Source organism: Streptomyces sp. NPDC041135 (assembly GCF_055592085.1).
This window is the reverse complement of record NZ_JBVIYZ010000001.1, coordinates 895,184-915,340: the sequence shown is the minus strand read 5'-3', so window position 1 is coordinate 915,340 and position 20,157 is coordinate 895,184. Positions and strand designations below refer to the sequence as shown.

Here is a 20,157-nt window from a genome sequence, read left to right as displayed (position 1 = left end):
CCGCGGCCCGCCCCGGGCCCTCGCACGCCGGGGCGTGTGCTCGTACGCCCGTGTACGCCCGCACGCCCCCAGGCCCGCGTCCCCGCCGCCCGCGCGAACGCCCGGCGCATTGCGGGCGGTCCTCCGGGCGTCCTGCCGGCGACCTACCGAACGGTATTCCGCGCGGCGGCGCGAGACCATTCCGGGCGTAACGCTGCGTAACACAGGCGCAATACAGCGGCACCGCGGCGGCGTTCGCGGCGCGATCCCGGCGCGCCTTCCGGCGGCGTTCGCGGCCTTTCGCGGCCGGTGCGGCCCCAGCCCGCCCCGCGGCCAAGCGGAAGTGCGGGTTCTCAAAATGTGGACGCCGGGGAAATTCTGCCAAATCGGCCGAGAGCCTCCCACCCGGAAGTCCACCGTCCACGCCGTCATAACAAGAAAGTCACAAGCCACCGCACTGCGATGCTGATGTCTCCACACCGGGCTTAGAGTCACGGCCAGTCACCGCTCCATCGGGAGTTCGGTACCGGCACCGCAAACCCCGTCCCCGCAGGGACGGACGTGCCTGCGGAAAGGACTGATTGTGCGACAGCGTTCTCTGGTGATTCTCACCTCCGTTCTGACCACCGGAGCTCTGACTCTCACCGCCTGCGGCTCCCGCGACGACGACAACAGCAAGAGCGGCGAGAGCGGCAACGTCACGGTCACGATCGGCGTGGACGCCCCGCTGACCGGACAGAACTCCGCCACCGGCCTCGGCATCCAGTACGGCGCGCAGATCGCCGTGGACGACGCCAACAAGAACAAGACCGTCCCCGGCGTCACCTTCAAGATCAAGGCCCTGGACGACAAGGCGATCCCCGCGTCCGGCCAGCAGAACGCCACCCAGCTGGTGCAGGACAAGGACGTCCTCGGCGTCGTCGGCCCGCTGAACTCCGGTGTCGCGACGCAGATGCAGCAGGTCTTCGCCACCGCCAACCTGGTGCAGATCTCCCCGTCCAACACCGCCCCCGAGCTGACCCAGGGCAAGAACTGGCAGACCTCGAAGTCGCGCCCGTTCAAGACGTACTTCCGTACCGCCACCACCGACGCCCTGCAGGGCGCCTTCGCGGCGGACTACGTCTACAACGGCCTCAAGAAGAAGAAGGCCTTCGTCGTCGACGACAAGCAGACCTACGGCGCCGGCCTCTCCAAGATCTTCAAGGAGCAGTTCGCCAAGCAGGGCGGCAAGGTCATCGGCACCGACCACGTCAGCGTCGGCGACCGTGACTTCTCCACCCTGGTCACCAAGATCAAGAGCTCCGGCGCCGACCTGCTGTACTACGGCGGCCAGTACGACGAGTCCGAGGTGCTGACCAAGCAGCTCAAGGACGGCGGTGCCAAGATCCCGCTGTTCGGCGGCGACGGCATGTTCACCCCGACCTACATCAAGACGGCCGGCAAGGCCGCCGAGGGCGACCTGGTGACCTCGATCGGCGTCCCGGTCGACACCCTGCCGGCCGCCAAGGACTTCGTGAACACCTACAAGGCCAAGAAGTACCCCGGTGACTACGGCACCTACGGCTCGTACTCCTACGACGCCACCACCGCCATCATCAAGGCCGTCGGTGCGGTCGTGAAGGACGGCAAGGTTCCCTCCGACGCCCGCGCCCAGGTCGTCGACGCCGTCCAGAAGAGCTCCTTCGACGGCATCTCCGGCAAGATCGCTTTCGACGAGTTCGGCGACACCACCAACAAGCAGCTGACCGTCTACCAGGTCACCAGCGGTGAGTGGAAGTCCGTCAAGAGCGGCACCGCCAACCCCAAGAGCTGACGACCGGACACACCCGCTCCACCCAGGGCCGCGCGGCGCAGACCACCGTCACCGCGCGGCCCGCCCTCTACCTCCCCCTTGACTCTCCCCACCACATGGAGGCCATGCGGTGAACACCCTGCCGCAGCAGCTGGCCAACGGGCTGTTCCTAGGCTCGATGTACGGTCTGATCGCCATCGGCTACACGATGGTGTACGGAATCGTCCAGCTCATCAACTTCGCCCATGGCGAGATCTTCATGACCGGAGGTTTCGGCGCTCTCACGGTCTACCTCGCTCTGCCGGACGGCATATCCATGTGGATAGCACTGCCGTTGATGCTGATCGGCGGCGCGCTGGTCGCCGTCCTCATCGCCGTCGGCGCCGAGCGGTTCGCCTACCGGCCGCTGCGCGGCGCGCCACGCCTCGCACCGCTGATCACCGCGATCGGTCTCTCGCTCGCCATCCAGCAGGCCGTCTTCAACTGGTACCCCGAGGCCAAGTCCGCCCGGGTCTTCCCGCAGCTGCCGTTCGGGCCGTACCACCTCGGCTCGGTCACGATCCAGAGCGGTGACATCTTCCTGATCATCGCCGCCCCGATCTCCATGGCGATCCTGGCCTTCTTCGTGCGGCTCTCGCGCACCGGCCGCGCCATGCAGGCCACCGCGCAGGACCCGGACACCGCGCAGCTGATGGGCATCGACACCAACCGCATCATCGTCGTCGCCTTCGCCATCGGCGGCCTGTTCGCGGCGGTCGCCGGCCTCTCCTACGGCCTGAAGTACGGCTCGGTCGCCTACGACATGGGCTTCATCGCCGGTCTGAAGGCGTTCACCGCGGCCGTCCTCGGCGGCATCGGCAACATCTACGGCGCCATGCTCGGCGGTCTCGTCCTCGGTCTCGCCGAGGCCATGGCCACCGCCTACATCGCCGACATCCCCGGCATGCAGCAGCTCGGCGGCCAGGGCTGGGCGGCCGTGTGGGCCTTCGTCCTCCTCATCCTCGTGCTGCTCTTCAGACCTCAGGGGCTGCTGGGCGAGCGCGTCGCGGACAGGGCGTGAGCGGCATGAGCGACACCACCACCGCACCCGCCGCCGAGACCGCGGCCCCCGCCGGGCGCGGGCCGGTCCCGCTGCCCGCGGCCGCCGCCCGCCTGCTGATCGTCGCCGGCGCCCTCGCCACGATCGCCAGCACCTTCCTCAGCTGGACCTGGACCTCCGAGTTCCCCGGCGACCTGACGTACTACGGCTCCCCGGCCGGTCTGCAGATCCTGGCGCTGGTCGCCGGCGTCCTCACCCTGCTGCACGGCCTGACGCTGTTCGGCGTGCCGGGGCTGCGCGTGCTCAACCCGGGCGGCGCGACCACCCCGGTGCTCCTGACGACGTTGTCGGCGTTCACGGTCTGCTGGTTCACCGGCATCGCCATCACCGTCGACCTCGGCGGCCTGGTCAACCTGGACCCCGGCGCCTACGTCGCGATGGCCGCCTCCGCCCTGCCGGTGATCGGCGCCCTGGCCCTGCCGCACCCCGAGCCGGGCACCGGCGTGCGCGGCTACCTCACCAGGCCCGACCAGCCGCGCCCGGGCCGGCTGTCCCCGATCCTCGAGCGCGCCGTCATCACCGCCGCCACCGTGCTGGGCCTGGTGGTCTTCACCTACGGCATCGGCATCGACAACGACGCCAGCGAGACCTTCATCGGCTACCTCCTCGTCGTGCTGTTCGCGGCCTGGGGCCTGGTGCACGGCGGCGTCCTGGACCGGTACGCGGCGATCGCCACCCGGCACAAGGGCTTCGCGACCACCCTCACGTTCCTGGCGGCCGCGGCCTTCCCCTTCATCCAGAGCGACGACCACAACGCCAACGTCGGCGCGAACATCCTGATCTTCGCCACCGTCGCCCTCGGCCTGAACATCGTCGTCGGCCTCACCGGCCTGCTCGACCTCGGGTACGTCGCGTTCCTCGGCGTGGGCGCCTACGCGGCCGCGCTGGTCTCCGGCTCCGAGTACTCCCGGTTCGACGGCGTGCAGTTCCCGTTCTGGGCCGCGGCGCTGACCGGTATGGCCGCCTCGCTGGTGTTCGGTGTGCTGATCGGCGCGCCGACCCTGCGGCTGCGCGGCGACTACCTGGCCATCGTCACCCTCGGCTTCGGTGAGATCTTCCGCATCACCGTCAACAACCTCGACGGCGACTCCGGGCCGAACATCACCCGCGGCCCGAACGGCATCACCCAGATCCCGGACCTGGACATCTTCGGCTTCAACCTCGGGGCCGAGCACAGCATCGCCGGGTTCACCCTGGGCCGGTTCGCCAACTACCTGTTCCTGATGCTCGTCGTCACGGCGATCGTGGTGCTGGTCTTCACCCGCGCCGCCGACTCCCGCATCGGGCGCTCCTGGATCGCGATCCGCGAGGACGAGACCGCCGCCACCGCCATGGGCATCAACGGCTTCCGGGTCAAGCTCGTCGCCTTCGCCCTCGGCGCGTCCCTCGCGGGCCTCGCCGGCACCGTGATGGCGCACGTCAACTACAGCGTCAACCCGCAGCCGTACCAGTTCGCCGGTGCCGCGCCGCCCAACTCGGCCTTCCTGCTGGCCGCCGTCGTCCTCGGCGGCATGGGCACCGTCAGCGGCCCGCTGCTCGGCGCCAGCGTGCTCTACCTGGTCCCGGAGAAGCTCCAGTTCCTGCAGAACTACGAGCTGTTCGCGTTCGGTCTGGCGCTCGTCCTGCTGATGCGGTTCCGGCCGGAGGGCATCATCGCCAACCGCCGCCGCCAGCTGGAGTTCCACGAGACCGGCCAGCTCGACGTACCGGACCAACGGACACTGACCGACGAACCGGCCGTCACCAAGGCAGGGGCGTAAGCACGATGAGCACGATAACGACGCAGACCACTCCGGTCCTCGAAGCCCGCGCCGTCACCATGCGCTTCGGCGGCCTGACCGCCGTCCGCTCGGTCGACTTCACGGTCAACAGCGGTGAGATCGTCGGCCTGATCGGCCCGAACGGCGCCGGCAAGACCACCTTCTTCAACTGCCTCACCGGCCTGTACGTGCCGACCGAGGGCACGGTCTCCTACCGGGGCACCGTGCTGCCGCCCAAGCCGCACCTGGTGACCCAGGCGGGCATCGCCCGCACCTTCCAGAACATCCGGCTGTTCGCCAACATGACGGTGCTGGAGAACGTCCTGGTGGGCCGGCACACCCGCACCCGGGAGGGCCTGTGGTCCGCGCTGCTGCGCGGCCCCGGCTTCAAGAAGGCGGAGCGGGAGTCGGAGGAGCGGGCCATGGAACTTCTGGAGTTCATCGGCCTCGCCGCCAAGCGCGACCACCTCGCGCGCAACCTGCCCTACGGCGAGCAGCGCAAGCTGGAGATCGCGCGGGCGATGGCGTCCGAGCCCGGTCTGCTGCTGCTGGACGAGCCGACGGCCGGCATGAACCCGCAGGAGACCCGGGCCACCGAGGACCTGGTCTTCGCCATCCGGGACAAGGGCATCGCCGTGCTCGTCATCGAGCACGACATGCGGTTCATCTTCAACCTCTGTGACCGGGTCGCCGTCCTGGTCCAGGGCGAGAAGCTCGTCGAGGGCACCTCCGAGGTCGTCCAGGGCGACGAGCGTGTCGTCGCGGCCTACCTGGGCGAGCCCTTCGAGGGCGCTCCCGGCGCGGCCGAGGCCGCGGAGGTCGAGGCCGCGGAGACCGCGACCGCCGAGACCGCGACCGCCGGGAGCGCCGGGACCGAGGGCGACGGCGCCGGGGCGGCGGCTCCGGCCGAGGCGGAGAGCACCACCGGCACCACCAAGGGAGAGGCCCAGTGACCGCACTGCTGGAGGTCGAGGACCTCAGGGTCGCCTACGGCAAGATCGAGGCCGTCAAGGGCATCTCGTTCAGCGTCGAGGCCGGACAGGTCGTCACCCTCATCGGCACCAACGGCGCCGGCAAGACGACCACCCTGCGCACGCTGTCCGGACTGCTGAAGCCGGCCTCCGGCAGGGTCGTCTTCGACGGCAAGCCGCTCACCGAGGTTCCCGCGCACAAGATCGTCGCCCTCGGGCTCGCCCACTCCCCCGAGGGCCGGCACATCTTCCCGCGGCTGACCATCACCGAGAACCTCCAGCTCGGCGCCTTCCTCCGCAAGGACAAGGACGGCATCGAGAAGGACATCCAGCGCGCCTACGACCTCTTCCCCATCCTGGGTGAGCGGCGCAAGCAGGCCGCGGGCACCCTCTCGGGCGGTGAGCAGCAGATGCTGGCGATGGGCCGCGCCCTGATGTCCCGGCCGAAACTGCTGATGCTGGACGAGCCGTCCATGGGACTCTCGCCGATCATGATGCAGAAGATCATGGCGACGATCGCCGAGCTGAAGTCCCAGGGCACGACGATCCTGCTGGTGGAGCAGAACGCCCAGGCGGCGCTCTCGCTCGCCGACCAGGGCCATGTGATGGAGGTCGGCAGCATCGTCCTGTCGGGCACCGGCCAGGACCTGCTGCACGACGAGTCGGTGCGCAAGGCGTACCTCGGCGAGGACTAGGGTCTTTCGTCCGGCTCACGTCAGAGGCCCGCGTCCGCCGGTGCGGACGCGGGCCTTCGGCGTGTGTGACCGCGGGGCGCGGGGACTCAGCCCTTGTCGGGGCGGGCGGCCTTCTTCTCGGCGGCGTCCGCGATGACCGCCTCGGCGACCTGCTGCATGGACATGCGGCGGTCCATCGAGGTCTTCTGGATCCAGCGGAAGGCGGCCGGCTCGGTCAGGCCGTACTCCGTCTGAAGGACCGACTTGGCGCGGTCGACGAGCTTGCGGGTCTCCAGCCGCTGGCTGAGGTCGGCGACCTCGTTCTCCAGCTGCCGCAGCTCGTTGAACCGGGAGACGGCCATCTCGATGGCGGGGACGACGTCGCTCTTGCTGAACGGCTTCACCAGGTAGGCCATGGCGCCGGCGTCGCGGGCCCGCTCGACGAGGTCGCGCTGCGAGAAGGCGGTGAGCATCAGGACCGGCGCGATGGACTCCTCGGCGATCTTCTCGGCCGCCGAGATGCCGTCCAGCTTCGGCATCTTCACATCGAGGATGACCAGGTCGGGCTTGTGCTCACGGGCCAGCTCGACGGCCTGCTCGCCGTCACCGGCCTCGCCGACGACCGTGTACCCCTCCTCCTCCAGCATCTCCTTCAGATCGAGCCGGATCAGGGCCTCGTCCTCGGCGATGACGACACGGGTCGTCAGCGGAGGTACGTGCGACTTGTCGTCGTCGGGCACGTCTACGGGCTGGGGCGACTCGGCGGTCACGGGGGCTCCTCGTTCAGGGCAGGGGTACTGCTGACAAGAGCCTACCTAGCTACGGTATGGTGGACGCGCGGAGGGTCAGGGGAAACCTTGGAATCTGCGAGCCCCGGTAGCCCAATTGGCAGCAGGCAACGGATTCAAAACCCGTACAGTGTCGGTTCGAGTCCGACCCGGGGCACTTTTCCTTGGATTACAAGGTCACCAGTCACCGGTACGGCGTCAGTCTCCCCCCGGCCGTGTCCCCCCCAGCCGTGTCCCCCGGCCGGACAGCATCGCAGGGCCCCCCGCGCGGAGGGCCCTTCGTCATGTGCCGGCGCGGTCACGTGCCGCCGCGCCTCCTACCGCGGGCTGTCGTCCTCGCCGATGTGGTGGACGCGCACCAGGTTCGTCGCGCCGGGGACCCCGGGCGGGGAGCCGGCCGTGATGACCACGACGTCGCCCTTGCGGCAGCGGCCGTACTTCAGCAGCAGTTCGTCGACCTGCTCGACCATCGCGTCGGTGGAGTCGACGTGCGGGCCGAGGAAGGTCTCCGCGCCCCAGGTGAGGCTGAGCTGCGAGCGGGTGGCCGGCTCCGGGGTGAAGGCGAGCAGCGGGATGGGCGAGCGGTAGCGGGACAGGCGGCGGGCGGTGTCCCCCGACTGGCTGAAGGCCACCAGGAACTTCGCGCCCAGGAAGTCGCCCATCTCGGCGGCGGCCCGGGCGACCGCGCCGCCCTGGGTGCGGGGCTTGGTCAGCTCGGTCAGCGGCGGCAGGCCCCGGGCGAGGATGTCCTCCTCGGCGGCCTCGACGATCTTCGCCATGGTGCGGACGGTCTCCACCGGGTACTTGCCGACGCTGGTCTCGCCGGAGAGCATCACCGCGTCCGTGCCGTCGATGACCGCGTTCGCCACGTCCGAGGCCTCGGCGCGGGTCGGACGGGAGTTGTCGATCATCGAGTCCAGCATCTGGGTCGCCACGATGACCGGCTTGGCGTTGCGCCTGGCCAGCTTCACGGCCCGCTTCTGCACGATCGGGACCTGCTCCAGGGGCATCTCGACGCCCAGGTCGCCGCGGGCGACCATGATGCCGTCGAAGGCGGCGACGATGCCGTCGATGCTGTCGACCGCCTGCGGCTTCTCGACCTTGGCGATCACCGGGACGCGGCGACCCTCCTCGTCCATGATCCGGTGGACGTCCTCGATGTCCCGGCCGCTGCGCACGAAGGACAGCGCGACGATGTCGAAGCCGGTGTTCAGCGCCCAGCGCAGGTCGGCCTCGTCCTTGGCGGAGAGGGCGGGCACCGACACGGCGACGCCGGGCAGGTTCAGGCCCTTGTGGTCGGAGACCATGCCGCCCTCGACGACCCGGGTGTGCACGCGGGGGCCGTCGACGCCGGTGACCTCCAGGCAGACCTTGCCGTCGTCGACCAGGACGCGCTCACCGGGGGTGACGTCACCGGCCAGGCCCGCGTAGGTCGTTCCGCACCGGTGGCGGTCGCCCTCGGCGCCCTCCTCCACCGTGATGGTGAAGGAGTCGCCGCGTTCAAGCAGTACCGGTCCCTCGGCGAAGGTGCCGAGCCGGATCTTCGGGCCTTGAAGGTCGGCGAGCAGCCCGACGCTGCGGCCGGTCTCGTCGGAGGCCTTCCGCACGTGCCGGTAGCGCTCCTCGTGCTCGGCGTGGTCGCCGTGGCTGAGGTTGAATCGGGCGACGTCCATTCCGGCCTCGACCAGTGCCTTGATCTGGTCGTACGAGTCGGTGGCGGGTCCCAGAGTACAAACGATTTTCGCTCGGCGCATAACTCGAGCCTAGGCCTTACCCATGGGTAGGGAATCGGTCGCACATGACTGCCCAACAACGCTTGGGTGAAGCGTTATTGACAAGTGTTGAAGTGTGCGGCACTCCGCTCCGATGAGCATGCTCACAACCGCGGCGGGAGCATGGTGAATTGGGCGCTGACCTGGGCGGTGACGCGCAGCCGCTGGGGTTCGAGGTCGAGGGGCGGGGCGGGCTCGGCCTCGCCGGAGCGGGACATCCGGCGCATCCCGCGCTCGAACCCCGCCCGGGCGGGCCGGGGCCGCTCGGCACCGGTGTCGGCGAGTTCGACCAGCGCCGCGAGGGAGGTGCCGAGCGCCTCGGCGTACTCCCGGGCGCGCCGCAGGGCGTCCCGGACCGCCTGCTGCCGGGCCTCGCGGTGCACCGGTGAGCCGGGCCGCAGGGCCCACCAGGGGCCGTCGACCCGGGTCAGCTCCAGGTCGGCCAGCCGGGTGACGACGTCGCCGAGGACGGTGAAGTCGGTGAACTCGGCGGTGAGGCAGACCGTGCCGTGGTAGCCGCGGACGCGCTCGCCCCGGCCGCGCTCGGTCAGTTCGGGGGTGACCCCGAAGGCACCGGTCGACACCTGCGCCACGGCGTCCCCGCAGGACCTCACCAGGTCCAGGGCGGTGGCGTTGCGGCGGGTGAGGTCCTCCAGGGTGGCGCGCCGGTCGCGGCCCCGGGCGCCGACGGTCACGCTGATCCGGGCGATCTCGGGTTCGGCCTCCAGGTCGGCCTCGCCGCCCACCACCAGGAGCGGGGCGTCCGCGGTGCCGTACGGGGTGCTCGCCGGGCTGGTCATACGTCCCACTCTGTCACGGCTGCCCTGATCCCAGGCCCGTTCGGAGGTGTCCGGACATCAGATCGCAACCTCCTGGACCTGTTGCGGTCCGCGGTGCACGGGCCAGAATCTACGCGCGTCATCGATCTTTCGCCGAGGAGAGCCAGACATGCCGTTGAACCGCCGGAAGTTCCTGAAGAAGTCCGCCGCCACCGGGGCGGGCGTGGCCGTCGCCGGTGCCGCGGGGGCACCGGCGGCGCAGGCCGCCGGCGCGGTCGCGCCGGCGAAGCCGGCCAGGCACCCCAAGCGGTACTCCCTCACCGTCATGGGCACCACCGACCTGCACGGACACGTCTTCAACTGGGACTACTTCAAGGACGCGGAGTACGCCGACGCGGCGGGCAACGCCACCGGCCTGGCCCGCATCTCGACCCTGGTGGAGCAGGTGCGCGCGGAGAAGGGCCGCCGCAACACCCTGCTGCTGGACGCCGGCGACACGATCCAGGGCACCCCGCTGACGTACTACTACGCCAAGGTGGACCCGATCACCGCCAAGGGCGGCCCCGTGCACCCGATGGCGCAGGCGATGAACGCCATCGGCTACGACGCGGCGGCGCTCGGCAACCACGAGTTCAACTACGGCATCGAGACGCTGCGCGCGTGGGAGGAGCAGCTGCACTTCCCGCTGCTGGGCGCCAACGCGGTCGACGCCAAAACGCTGAAGCCCGCCTTCCCGCCCTACGTCGTCAAGACGTTCCACGTGCCGGGCGCCCCGCCCGTCAAGGTCGGTGTGCTGGGCCTGACCAACCCGGGCATCGCGATCTGGGACAAGGCCTATGTGCAGGGCAGGCTGGCCTTCCCCGGGCTGGAGGAGCAGGCCGCGAAGTGGGTGCCGAAGCTCCGGGCGCTGGGCGCTGACGTGGTGATCGTCTCGGCGCACTCGGGCACGTCCGGCACGTCCTCCTACGGCGACCAGCTCCCCTACGGGGAGAACGCGGCCGCCGAGGTCGCCCGGAAGGTGCCCGGCATCGACGCGATCCTGGTCGGCCACGCGCACCTGGAGATCCCCGAGCTGAAGGTCACCAACGAGGTGACGGGCAGGACCGTCGTGCTGTCCGAGCCGCTGTGCTACGCCGAGCGGCTGACCCTGTTCGACGTCGAGCTGGTGTTCGGCAAGGGCCGCTGGGAGGTGGAGTCGGTCTCCGCCTCGCTGCGCGACTCGGCCACGGTCGCCGACGACCCGAAGATCACCAAGCTGCTGAGCGACGAGCACGCCAAGGTCGTCGCGTACGTCAACCAGGTCGTCGGCACCGCGACCCAGACCCTGACCACGGTCGAGGCCCGGTACAAGGACGCCCCGATCATCGACCTGATCACCAGGGTGCAGGAGGACGTCGTCAAGGCGGCCCTGGCGGGCACCGAGTACGCCTCGCTGCCCGTCATCGCGCAGGCCTCGCCCTTCTCCCGGACCTCCGAGATCCCGGCCGGCAAGGTGACGATCCGGGACCTGTCCGGCCTGTACGTCTACGACAACACCCTGGTCGCGAAGGTGCTGACGGGTGCGCAGGTGCGGGCGTACCTGGAGTACTCGGCGCAGTACTACGTCCGTACGGCCGCCGGCGTACCCGTGGACGTGGCCAAGCTGACGAACGCGAACGGCCGTCCGGACTACAACTACGACTACGTCTCGGGCGTGAAGTACGAGATCGACATCGCGCAGGCGCCGGGGTCGCGGATCAGGAACCTGACCTTCGGCGGTGCCCCGCTGGACGACGCCCAGCAGTTCGTGCTGGCGGTGAACAACTACCGCGCCAACGGCGGCGGCGCCTTCCCCCACGTCGCCTCGGCCAAGGAGGTGTGGTCGGAGTCGACGGAGATCCGCACCCGGATCGCGGAGTGGGTGACCGCGAAGGGCGAGCTGGACCCGGCGGACTTCGCGTCGGTGGACTGGGTGCTCACCCGCGAGGGCACGCCCGTCTTCTAGCAGCACCTGGGCGGCACCGGGCCCGGTGGGTTCGGTGGTTCGGTGCCGCCGGGCTGTCTAGGGCCGGTCGTCGACCAGCGGGGTGAGCAGCTGAGGGGGCCGGGTGGAGGGGACCCGGCCGGCGGACTCGGCCAGGCCGAAGGTGGTGAACGCGGTGCGCTCGGGCAGCGGGTACAGCTCCTTCTCCGTCACCGAGTTGATGATGGTGGCGCTGCGCCAGGCGGCCAGCCCCAGGTCGGGCGCGCCCACGCCGTGCGTGTGCAGCTCGGCGTTCTGGACGTAGACCTGGCAGCCCGAGCCGGTCACGGCCGGGTCGAGGACCAGCCGGAACCGCTCGTCGATGCGCGGGCGCTCCTTGCTGTCGCGGCGCAGGTAGGGGTCGAGTCCGGCGAGCAGGCGGCCCAGGGACCGCTCCCGGTAGCCGGTGGCGAGCACGACGGCGTCGGTGGTGAGGCGGGAGCGGCTGCCCTGCTGCACGTGTTCCAGATGCAGTTCGATCTTGGTGGTGGCGATGCGGCCGGCGGTGCGGACCTGGACGCCGGGGGTGAGCACGGCGTCGGGCCAGCCGCCGTGCAGGGTGCGGCGGTACAGCTCGTCGTGGATGGCGGCGATGGTGTCGGCGTCGATGCCCTTGTACAGCTGCCACTGGGAGGAGACCAGCCGGTCGCGCACGGGCTCGGCGAGAGCGTGGAAGTAGCGGGTGTAGTCGGGGGTGAAGTGCTCCAGGCCGAGCTTGGAGTACTCCATGGGCGCGAACGCCTCGCTGCGGCCGAGCCAGTGCAGCTTCTCGCGGCCCGCGGGGCGGTGGCGCAGCAGGTCCAGGAAGACCTCGGCGCCCGACTGCCCGGAGCCGACGACGGTGACATGGTCGGCGGCGAGCACGGCCTCGCGGTGGTCGAGGTAGTCGGCGGCGTGCACGACCGGCACCCCGGGGGCGTCGACGAGCGGTTGCAGCGGGTCGGGGACGTAGGGCGCCGTGCCGACGCCGAGGACGATGTTGCGGGTGTACGTACGGCCGAGGGCCTCGGCCTCTCCGTCGGCGCCGAGCTGGGTGAAGTCGACCTCGAACGCGTCGCGTTCGGGGTTCCAGCGGACGGCGTCGACCTGGTGGCGGAAGTGCAGGGCGGGCAGGTTCCCGGAGACCCAGCGGCAGTAGGCGTCGTACTCGGCGCGCTGGATGTGGAAGCGCTCGGCGAAGTAGAAGGGGAAGAGGCGGTCGCGGGCCCTGAGGTAGCTGAGGAAGCTCCAGCGGCTGGCGGGGTCGGCGAGGGTCACCAGGTCGGCGAGGAAGGGCACCTGGAGGGTGGCGCCGTCGATGAGGAGCCCGGGGTGCCAGTCGAAGCCGGGGCGCTGCTCGTAGAAGACGGCGTCGAGTCCGGTGAGCGGGTGGGCGAGGGCGGCGAGGGACAGGTTGAACGGGCCGATGCCGATGCCGACCAGGTCGCGGGGGGCCTCGGGCTCGTGGCGTGGGGGGTGGGGCGTCGGGCTCATCGAGGGGTCGTTCCTTCCACGAGTTCGAGGAGGTGGGCCAGGTCGTCCGGCCGGGTGTGGGGGTTGAGGAGGGTGGCCTTGAGCCAGAGCCGGCCGTCCAGCCGGGCCCGGCCGAGGACGGCGCGACCCTCGTGCAGCAGACGGCGGCGCACGTCGGCCACGGCGTCGTCGCCGGCCTCGGCGGGCCGGAACAGGACCGTGCTGATGACGGGCCGGTCGTACAGCTCGAAGCCGGGGTGCTGTCCGACGAGGTCCGCGAACGCGCGGGCGAGCGCGCAGACCTGGTCGACGAGGGCGCCGAGGCCGGCGCGGCCCAGCGTCCGCAGGGTGACCGCGGCCTTGAGGACGTCGGGGCGGCGGGTGGTGCGCGGGGAGCGGCCGAGCAGGTCGGGCAGGCCCGCGGCGGTGTCGTCGTCGGCGTTGAGGTAGTCGGCGCGCTGGTGCAGGACGGCGAGTTCGCCGGGGCGGGCGACGGCGAGCAGGCCCGCGGCGGCCGGCTGCCAGCCGAGCTTGTGCAGGTCGAGGGTGACGGTCCGGGCGGCCTCCAGGCCGGCCAGCTTGCCGCGGTGCCGGTCGCTGAACAGCAGGCCTCCGCCGTAGGCGGCGTCGACGTGCAGCCGGACGCCGTGGGCGGCGCACAGGCCGGCGATCTGGGGCAGCGGGTCGATGAGGCCGGCGTCGGTGGTGCCCGCGGTGGCGGCGACCAGGAGCGGGCCGGGCAGCCGGGTGAGTGCCTCGTCGAGGGCGGCCGGGTCGAGGGTGCCGCTGGGGGCGGGGACGACGACGGGGTCGGGCAGGCCGAGCAGCCAGGCGGCGCGGGGCAGGGAGTGGTGGGCGTTGGCGCCGCACACCAGCTGGACGCTGCCGCCGTGCGCCTCGCGGGCGAGCAGCAGGGCGAGCTGGTTGGCCTCGGTGCCGCCGCTGGTGACCAGGGCGTCGGCCAGGCCGGCCGCGCGGGCCAGGGCGCGGGTGACGAGGGCTTCCAGGGCGGCGGCGGCCGGGGCCTGGTCCCAGGAGTCCAGGGAGGGGTTGAGGGCGCTGACGGCGAGGTCGGCGGCGGTGGCGACGGCGAGCGGCGGGCAGTGCAGGTGGGCCGCGCACAGCGGGTCGGCGGGGTCGGCGGCGCCCTCGGCGAGGGCGTGCACGAGGGCGCGCAGCGCGTCCGGGTCGCCGTCGTCGGGGAGCACGTCGCCCAGGGCGTCGGCGACGCGCGCGGCGACCGCGTCCGGGCCGCCGGCGGGCAGCGGTCCGCCGCGCGCCCGGCCGCCGTCGCGCAGCGCGTCGAGGACGGTGCCCAGCAGCGGCCGCAGGGCGTCCGGTCCGCCGGGTCCCGAGGCGAGGGGCGGCATGCTCATGGGCTCTCCTCCGGGGCGCGGGCGGGGCGGCGGCCGTGGCGGACCTCTCCGGGTCGTGCGTCCCAGCTTGTGCGCCGAGGATCCCGCGTGCCCGGGATGTCCAACGAACGCAACCCGAAAGTGGGTACTGCCCGTGCGGGCGGAAACGTGGGGGGCACGGGTGGGCCGCGGGGCCGGGTGGAGCTAACGTCGGTCGGGTGGTTGACGCGTGGATGATCGACGTACCGGGTGAGCGGGTGTGGGTGCGCGAGCCCGTCCCCGAGGACGAGGGGCCGCTGCTGGCCCTGTTCGCGGAGTGCGAGGACTGGTTCGTGGCGGCGACGGGGCTGCCGTCGGGCCCGGGTGACGTGCAGAGCCTGTTCTACTCGCTGCCGCCGGGCGCGAGTGCGGACGACAAGGTGCTGCTGGTGGTGGAGCGGGACGGCGTGGTCACCGGGCTGGTGGACGCCGTGCGCGACCACCCGGAACCGGGCGCGGTGGCGGTGGGCCTGTTCCTGCTGGCGCCCTGGGCGCGCGGGCGGGGCCTGGGCCGGGCGCTGGCCGAGTCGCTGCTGGCCCGCGCCGGGGACGTGTCCGCGGTGACGGCGACGGTACCGCCCGGCTGGCGTCCCGGTGAGGGCTTCCTGCGGCGCCTGGGCTTCGTCCTGGACAGCCCGCCCCCGGCGCGGGCCGAGGTGGGCAACCGGCGGACGGGACCGGCCGAGCGGGCCGTGCGGCGGGCGGTGCTGCGGGTCGCGGGGCGCTGAGCGGGAGCACTGAGCGGGAGCACTGAGCGGGAGCACTGAGCGGAGGCGCTGAGCGGGAGCGCCGGGAGGGACATCGGGGAAGGGTCCGCCGATGTCCCGTCGCGGTCACCGCCGGCGGGCCGCGCTCACCGCTGGTAGGTGCGCACCCGCAGCGCCCGGGCGAGGTCGTCGAGTTCGTCGGCGAGGTGGCGGCGCAGGGCGGTGACGGGTTCGGCGTCGCGCAGACAGGCCTCGCCCAGGGCGAGGTTGGCGGGGTCGACGGCGTGCCCGGGGAAGGCCCAGCGGCCGGCCGCGGCGGCGACGGCCGGGCCGCGGCGCGCCGCCAGGGCGACCGCGTCCTGGTAGTAGCGCGGCACGTAACTCTCCACCAGCTCGGCCTGTTCGGGCTGCCAGAAGCCCTGGGCGGTGGCGGTGAAGAGGTAGGCGGACAGGTCGTCGCGGTCGAACATCGCCGCCCACGCCTCCCGCTTGGCGTCCGCGTCCGGCAGGGCGGCGCGGCAGCGGGCGGCGCCCTCCTGGCCGGTGGCGGAGGGGTCGCGGGCCAGCTCGGCGGCGATGCCGGCCTCGTCGGTGGCGCCGAGGACGGCGAGCCGGCCCAGGATGCGCCAGCGCAGCTCGGGGTCCAGCTCCGGGCCGCCGGGCACGGTGCCGTCGGCGAGCCAGGCGGCGATGGTGTCGGGGTGCGCGGCGACGTCGATGAAGTGCCGTACGGCGAGCAGGCGCAGGCCGGGGTGGTCGCCGTCCTCGGTGCGCCGGATCAGGTCCCGGCACAGCGCGGTGAGGGTGGCCAGGGCGGCCGGGCGGTCCTCGGGCCGCAGGAAGCGGTCGGCGATCCGGCGGGTCGCGAACGTCAGCACGCCCTCGACGAGCGCCAGGTCCCGCTCGTGCGGGAGGTGGGCACGGGCGGTCTCCAGGTAGACGGCGGGCGGGAGTTCGCCGTCGCGGACCGCGTCGCGCAGCGCGTTCCACACCACCGCGCGGGTGAGCGCGTCGGGCAGGCCGGACAGCCCGGTGCGGATCGCCTCGAAGGAGCGGGCGTCGAAGCGGACCTTGGCGTAGGTGAGGTCGCCGTCGTTGAGCAGGAGCAGCGCGGGCGGCCTGCCGATGGGCTGCGGGGCGCTCTGCGGCAGGTCGAGGCCGATGCGCTCGCGCAGCACGAGCCGGCCCTCGTCGGTGAGGTCCTGGTCGTACAGGCCGACGGTGATGCGGTGCGGGCGGCTGCCCGCGCGGTCGACGGTGAGGGTGCGGGTGCCGTCGGGGGCGGTGGCGAGCACCGGGGTGAGGGTGTCGACGCCGCTGGTGCGCAGCCAGGCGTCGGCCCAGGCGGGGAGGTCGCGGTCGGTGGCCGCGGCGAGGGAGCCGATGAAGTCGGCGAGGGTGGCGTTGCCGAAGCGGTGGCGGGCGAAGTGGGTGTTGATGCCGGCGAGGAAGTCCTTCTCGCCGAGCCAGGCCACCAGCTGGCGCAGTGCGGAGGCGCCCTTGGCGTAGGAGATGCCGTCGAAGTTGAGCAGGGCGGCGGCGGTGTCGCCGACGGCGTCGGGGGCGACGGGGTGGGTGGAGGGGCGCTGGTCGGCGTCGTAGCCCCAGGACTTGCGGGCCACCCCGAACTCGGTCCAGGTGCCGGTGAAGCGGGTCGCCTCGGCGGTGGTGCGGTAGCCCATGTACTCGGCGAAGGACTCGTTGAGCCAGATGTCGTCCCACCACGTGAGGGTGACGAGGTCGCCGAACCACATGTGGGCCATCTCGTGGGCGATGACCATGGCGCGGGTCTGGCGCTCGGTGTCGGTGACGGCGGAGCGGTAGACGAAGTCGTCGCGGAAGGTGACCAGTCCGGGGTTCTCCATGGCGCCCGCGTTGAACTCGGGTACGAACGCCTGGTCGTAGGAGTCGAACGGGTACGCCTCCTCGAACTTCTCGTGGTAGCGGTCGAAGCAGGCGCGCGTGACCTCGAGGATCTCGTCGGCGTCGGCGTCGAGGTGGGGCGCGAGGGAGCGCCGGCAGTGGATGCCGAAGGGCAGCCCGCGGTGCTCGGTGCGCACCGAGTGCCAGGGCCCGGCGGCCACGGCGACCAGGTAGGTGGAGATGGGCGGCGTGGCGGCGGCCTGCCAGCGGCCCTCGCCGATGTGCTCGGTGACGCCGTTGGCGAGCACGGTCCAGCCCTCGGGGGCGGTGACGGACAGCTCGAACACGGCCTTCAGGTCGGGCTGGTCGAAGGCGGGGAAGACGCGCTGCACGTCGTCCAGGAACAGCTGGGAGTAGACGTAGGTCTCGCCGTCGCTGGGGTCGGTGAAGCGGTGCATGCCCTCGCCGGTGCGGGAGTAGCTCATGGCCGCGTCGACGCACAGCTCGTGCTCGCCGGGGGTGAGGCCGCGCAGCGGCAGCCGGTTGCCGTCCAGGGACTCGGGGTCGAGGGGCTGTCCGTCCAGCGTGACGGAGCGCAGCTCGGCGGGGATCAGCTGGACGAACGTCTCGCCCGCCGAGCGCGCGGCGAACCGGATCACGGTACGGGAGTCGAAGGTCTCGTCCCCGGTGGTCAGGTCCAGCTCGATCGTGTAGCGGTGGACGTCGATGAGCTGTGCTCTCAGCTGCGCTTCGTCGCGCGTCAGTACGGACATGGACGCCATGCTGCCTGATGGCGCCCACAGCGCACAGGGGCGGACCGGTTTAGGCGCTATGTCCGTCCGGGAGCCCGTGCGGGCGGCCCGGGCCCACCACCCGGCGGGCGTCCCGGGCCGCCCGCCGGCGGGGTCCGCTCAGGTCCGGTCCCGCGTCGCCGGGGTGGTCCGCTGGGCGTCGCGCTGGGGCGGGACGCGGCTGTCGGCGGGCGGCCGGGCGGGCGGCCGGCGGCCCGTGCGGTCCTCGATCAGTGCGCGCAGCTCGCCCAGCCGCCGCTCGGCGGCCAGCTGGCGCTGATGGGCCTCGTACAGGTACCGCACCTTGGTGCGCAGGGCCCAGGGGTCGACGGGTTTCATCAGCAGGTCGGCGACGCCCAGGCCGAAGGCGGTGGCGGACAGTTCCTGGTCCGGGCCGAAGCCGGTGAGCAGGATGACGGGTATGTGCTGGGTCTGTTCCAGGCGGCGCAGGTAGCGCACCACGTCCAGGCCGCTGACGCCCGGCATGCGCACGTCCAGCAGCAGCAGTCCGACCCGGCCCCGGAGCACCTGCTTGAGCGCCTCGTCGCCGCTGGTGGCGAGGTCCAGCCCGTACCCCAGCGGGGCCAGGGCGTTCTCCAGGGCGTACAGCGTGCCCCGGTGGTCGTCGACGATGAGGATCCTGGCATCCGACGGCATGGCCCGACGTCCCTCCCGCGTGGACCCCCAGCTTACGGCCCGGCACTGACATAGCGTGCCCGGCGGGGGACGGTGGGTGGCGGCGCCGCCGCCGCCCGCGGGAGGCCGCGCGTGTGGTGTCCGCCCGGATCGGCCGAGGTCAGCCGGTGGCCCGGGGCCCGCCGCCCGCGGAGTCCCCGGCGAGACTCTCGTGGTGCCGGATCACCTCGGCGATGATGAAATTGAGGAACTTCTCAGCGAAGGCCGGGTCCAGCTTGGCGTTCTCGGCGAGGGTGCGCAGCCGGGCGATCTGCCGGGCCTCGCGGGCCGGGTCGGCGGGCGGCAGCTGGTGGACGGCCTTGAGGCGGCCGACCTGCTGGGTGCACTTGAAGCGCTCGGCGAGCATGTGGACGACGGCCGCGTCGATGTTGTCGATGCTGTCGCGCAGCCGCTCCAGCTCCGCGCGCACCGCGGAGTCGACGTCACCGGTTCCGGTGTTGCTGATGGTCATGAGCGCCAACCCTAAGGGGCGCGGGGGCACTCCGGGAGGCGCGGGGCGGTCGCACCGGGGCAGCCCGGGGCGGTCGGGGGGCGGGGGCCAGCCGGGGCCGGGGCCGCGGGTCTCACCGGCCGCCGGGGTCCCGCGGCTCCGGGGCACCGGCCCGGACACCGCCGGGCGCACCCGCCGTACGCCCGGAGACCGTCGGACACGGCGGCGCCCGCGTCCGGTGGCCGGGCCCGTCCCGGCCCTAGAGTGGGAGGACCACCCGGGGCGTCTTTTGGGGGTAGGGACGTGGCGAACGGCGGACCGGTCCAGCACGGCTTCCCGCACCTGGGGACGGTACGGGAGGCCGTGACCGCGCTGTACCGGCGCCTGTCGTACGACACCGTGCGGACCTTCTCGACCAGCGTGGCCGCCGCCGACGTGGCGTTCTGCGACACCGACGACCTGTATCCGGGCGTGCAGCGGGTGGCCCGGGAACTGGTGCGGCACTTCCGGCTGCCGGACGCCCGCCCGGTGGTGAGCTTCCGCGACATGACCCACGCGGCGAACGTCGAACTCACCGCGGGCCCGGAGTACTTCATCGAGCTGAACGACCGTTTCCGCACCCACCGCAGGGACATCGGCGCGGCGCTCGCGCACGAGGTGACGCACGTCTACCTGCACCGCCTGGACCTGTCCTTCCCCGGCACGGCGGACAACGAGATCCTGACGGACACGGCGACGACGTACCTGGGCGCGGGCTGGCTGCTGCTGGACGCCTACCGGGAGGACGCGCTCACCTCGCAGAAGCTGGGCTACCTCACGCCCGAGGAGTTCGGGTACGTGCTGGCCAAGCGCGCCCTGGTGTTCGGTGAGGACCCCTCGCCGTGGTTCACCAGTGCGCAGGCCTGGACGGCGTACGGCAAGGGCATGGCGCGGGCCCGGCAGGACGCGCAGCAGCCGCCGCTGACGGCCGCCGGGTGGGCGGGGCGGCGCCGCTACGCCCACGACCGGCGCCGGGTGCCCGGGCCGCAGCCCGGGGTCGCCTACTCCTTCGACCCCGATCCGGCGGGGCCGGACGGGCGGCTGCGGGTCTCCTTCCCCTGCCCCACCTGTCACCAGCGGATCAGGGTGCCGGTGCGCGGCCGCGTCCGCGCGCGGTGCGGGCTGTGCCGGACGGTCCTGGAGTGCGACACGTAGACCGCGGCCGGCGC

General features: G+C 72.2%; 16 protein-coding genes and 1 tRNA gene. 9 read left to right on the top strand and 8 right to left on the bottom strand.

Annotated elements, in window-relative coordinates; translation table 11 throughout:
- Positions 1-562 precede the first annotated feature (562 nt).
- From ACZ6CZ_RS04100 to ACZ6CZ_RS04080, 5 genes are all read left to right on the top strand, one after another.
- Positions 563-1,792, top strand: a complete 1,230-nt coding sequence (locus tag ACZ6CZ_RS04100; RefSeq protein ID WP_469014217.1) for a branched-chain amino acid ABC transporter substrate-binding protein — start codon at positions 563-565, stop codon at positions 1,790-1,792.
- Positions 1,793-1,901: 109 nt separating this feature from the next.
- On the top strand, positions 1,902-2,831 hold the full coding sequence (locus ACZ6CZ_RS04095) for a branched-chain amino acid ABC transporter permease (RefSeq protein ID WP_469014215.1): 930 nt from the start codon (positions 1,902-1,904) through the stop codon (positions 2,829-2,831).
- Positions 2,832-2,836: 5 nt separating this feature from the next.
- The gene (locus tag ACZ6CZ_RS04090) at positions 2,837-4,630 is read left to right on the top strand and encodes a branched-chain amino acid ABC transporter permease (RefSeq protein WP_469014213.1); all 1,794 of its coding nucleotides are present in this window, start codon (positions 2,837-2,839) and stop codon (positions 4,628-4,630) included.
- Positions 4,631-4,635: 5 nt separating this feature from the next.
- Positions 4,636-5,583: an ABC transporter ATP-binding protein gene (locus ACZ6CZ_RS04085; RefSeq protein ID WP_469014211.1), complete on the top strand. Its 948-nt coding sequence runs from the start codon at positions 4,636-4,638 to the stop codon at positions 5,581-5,583.
- Positions 5,580-6,296 carry an ABC transporter ATP-binding protein gene (locus ACZ6CZ_RS04080; protein ID WP_469014210.1) on the top strand — a complete coding sequence of 239 codons (717 nt, stop codon included), beginning with the start codon at positions 5,580-5,582 and terminating at the stop codon, positions 6,294-6,296. Before ACZ6CZ_RS04085 ends, ACZ6CZ_RS04080 begins: the two co-directional genes overlap by 4 nt.
- An 86-nt stretch (positions 6,297-6,382) precedes the next feature.
- Here the strand turns inward: ACZ6CZ_RS04080 and ACZ6CZ_RS04075 are convergent, their stop codons facing one another.
- The gene (locus tag ACZ6CZ_RS04075) at positions 6,383-7,045 is read right to left on the bottom strand and encodes an ANTAR domain-containing response regulator (RefSeq protein WP_469014208.1); all 663 of its coding nucleotides are present in this window, start codon (positions 7,043-7,045) and stop codon (positions 6,383-6,385) included.
- 100 nt (positions 7,046-7,145) lie between these two features.
- Here ACZ6CZ_RS04075 and ACZ6CZ_RS04070 point away from each other — a divergent pair.
- Positions 7,146-7,220: transfer RNA gene (locus ACZ6CZ_RS04070), tRNA-Leu, on the top strand.
- Between the two features lie 160 nt (positions 7,221-7,380).
- Here the strand turns inward: ACZ6CZ_RS04070 and pyk are convergent.
- Positions 7,381-8,817 carry a pyruvate kinase gene (gene pyk / locus ACZ6CZ_RS04065; RefSeq protein WP_469014206.1) on the bottom strand — a complete coding sequence of 479 codons (1,437 nt, stop codon included), beginning with the start codon at positions 8,815-8,817 and terminating at the stop codon, positions 7,381-7,383.
- A 122-nt stretch (positions 8,818-8,939) separates the two neighbouring features.
- Positions 8,940-9,635, bottom strand: a complete 696-nt coding sequence (locus tag ACZ6CZ_RS04060; RefSeq protein ID WP_469014204.1) for an SIMPL domain-containing protein — start codon at positions 9,633-9,635, stop codon at positions 8,940-8,942.
- Positions 9,636-9,783: 148 nt separating this feature from the next.
- Between ACZ6CZ_RS04060 and ACZ6CZ_RS04055 the strand changes: the two genes are divergently transcribed.
- Entirely contained in the window at positions 9,784-11,598 is a 1,815-nt protein-coding gene (locus tag ACZ6CZ_RS04055; RefSeq protein ID WP_469014203.1) for a bifunctional metallophosphatase/5'-nucleotidase, read from the top strand.
- A 57-nt stretch (positions 11,599-11,655) separates the two neighbouring features.
- On the opposite strand, the gene ACZ6CZ_RS04050 is transcribed toward ACZ6CZ_RS04055, so the two are convergent.
- Both ACZ6CZ_RS04050 and ACZ6CZ_RS04045 read right to left on the bottom strand, forming a co-directional pair.
- A complete protein-coding gene (locus tag ACZ6CZ_RS04050; protein ID WP_469014201.1) occupies positions 11,656-13,089 on the bottom strand; it encodes a lysine N(6)-hydroxylase/L-ornithine N(5)-oxygenase family protein in 1,434 nt (477 codons plus the stop codon).
- A complete protein-coding gene (locus tag ACZ6CZ_RS04045) occupies positions 13,086-14,444 on the bottom strand; it encodes a pyridoxal phosphate-dependent decarboxylase family protein (RefSeq protein WP_469014199.1) in 1,359 nt (452 codons plus the stop codon). The genes ACZ6CZ_RS04050 and ACZ6CZ_RS04045 overlap by 4 nt, the downstream gene beginning before the upstream one ends.
- Positions 14,445-14,641: 197 nt before the next feature.
- On the opposite strand from ACZ6CZ_RS04045, the gene ACZ6CZ_RS04040 reads away from it, so the two are divergent.
- Complete coding sequence (locus tag ACZ6CZ_RS04040; protein ID WP_469014197.1) at positions 14,642-15,190, top strand: GNAT family N-acetyltransferase; 549 nt, start codon at positions 14,642-14,644, stop codon at positions 15,188-15,190.
- A 125-nt stretch (positions 15,191-15,315) separates the two neighbouring features.
- On the opposite strand, the gene pepN is transcribed toward ACZ6CZ_RS04040, so the two are convergent.
- The 3 genes from pepN to ACZ6CZ_RS04025 all read right to left on the bottom strand — a co-directional run bounded on the left by pepN (position 15,316) and on the right by ACZ6CZ_RS04025 (position 18,970).
- Positions 15,316-17,805 (bottom strand): aminopeptidase N, encoded by a 2,490-nt coding sequence (gene pepN, locus ACZ6CZ_RS04035; protein WP_469014194.1) that lies wholly within the window; start codon positions 17,803-17,805, stop codon positions 15,316-15,318.
- A gap of 138 nt (positions 17,806-17,943) precedes the next feature.
- Complete coding sequence (locus tag ACZ6CZ_RS04030; protein ID WP_469014192.1) at positions 17,944-18,480, bottom strand: response regulator; 537 nt, start codon at positions 18,478-18,480, stop codon at positions 17,944-17,946.
- A gap of 139 nt (positions 18,481-18,619) precedes the next feature.
- A complete protein-coding gene (locus ACZ6CZ_RS04025) occupies positions 18,620-18,970 on the bottom strand; it encodes a chorismate mutase (RefSeq protein ID WP_469014191.1) in 351 nt (116 codons plus the stop codon).
- A 282-nt stretch (positions 18,971-19,252) separates the two neighbouring features.
- On the opposite strand from ACZ6CZ_RS04025, the gene ACZ6CZ_RS04020 reads away from it, so the two are divergent.
- A complete protein-coding gene (locus tag ACZ6CZ_RS04020) occupies positions 19,253-20,143 on the top strand; it encodes a hypothetical protein (RefSeq protein ID WP_469014190.1) in 891 nt (296 codons plus the stop codon).
- Positions 20,144-20,157 lie beyond the last annotated feature (14 nt).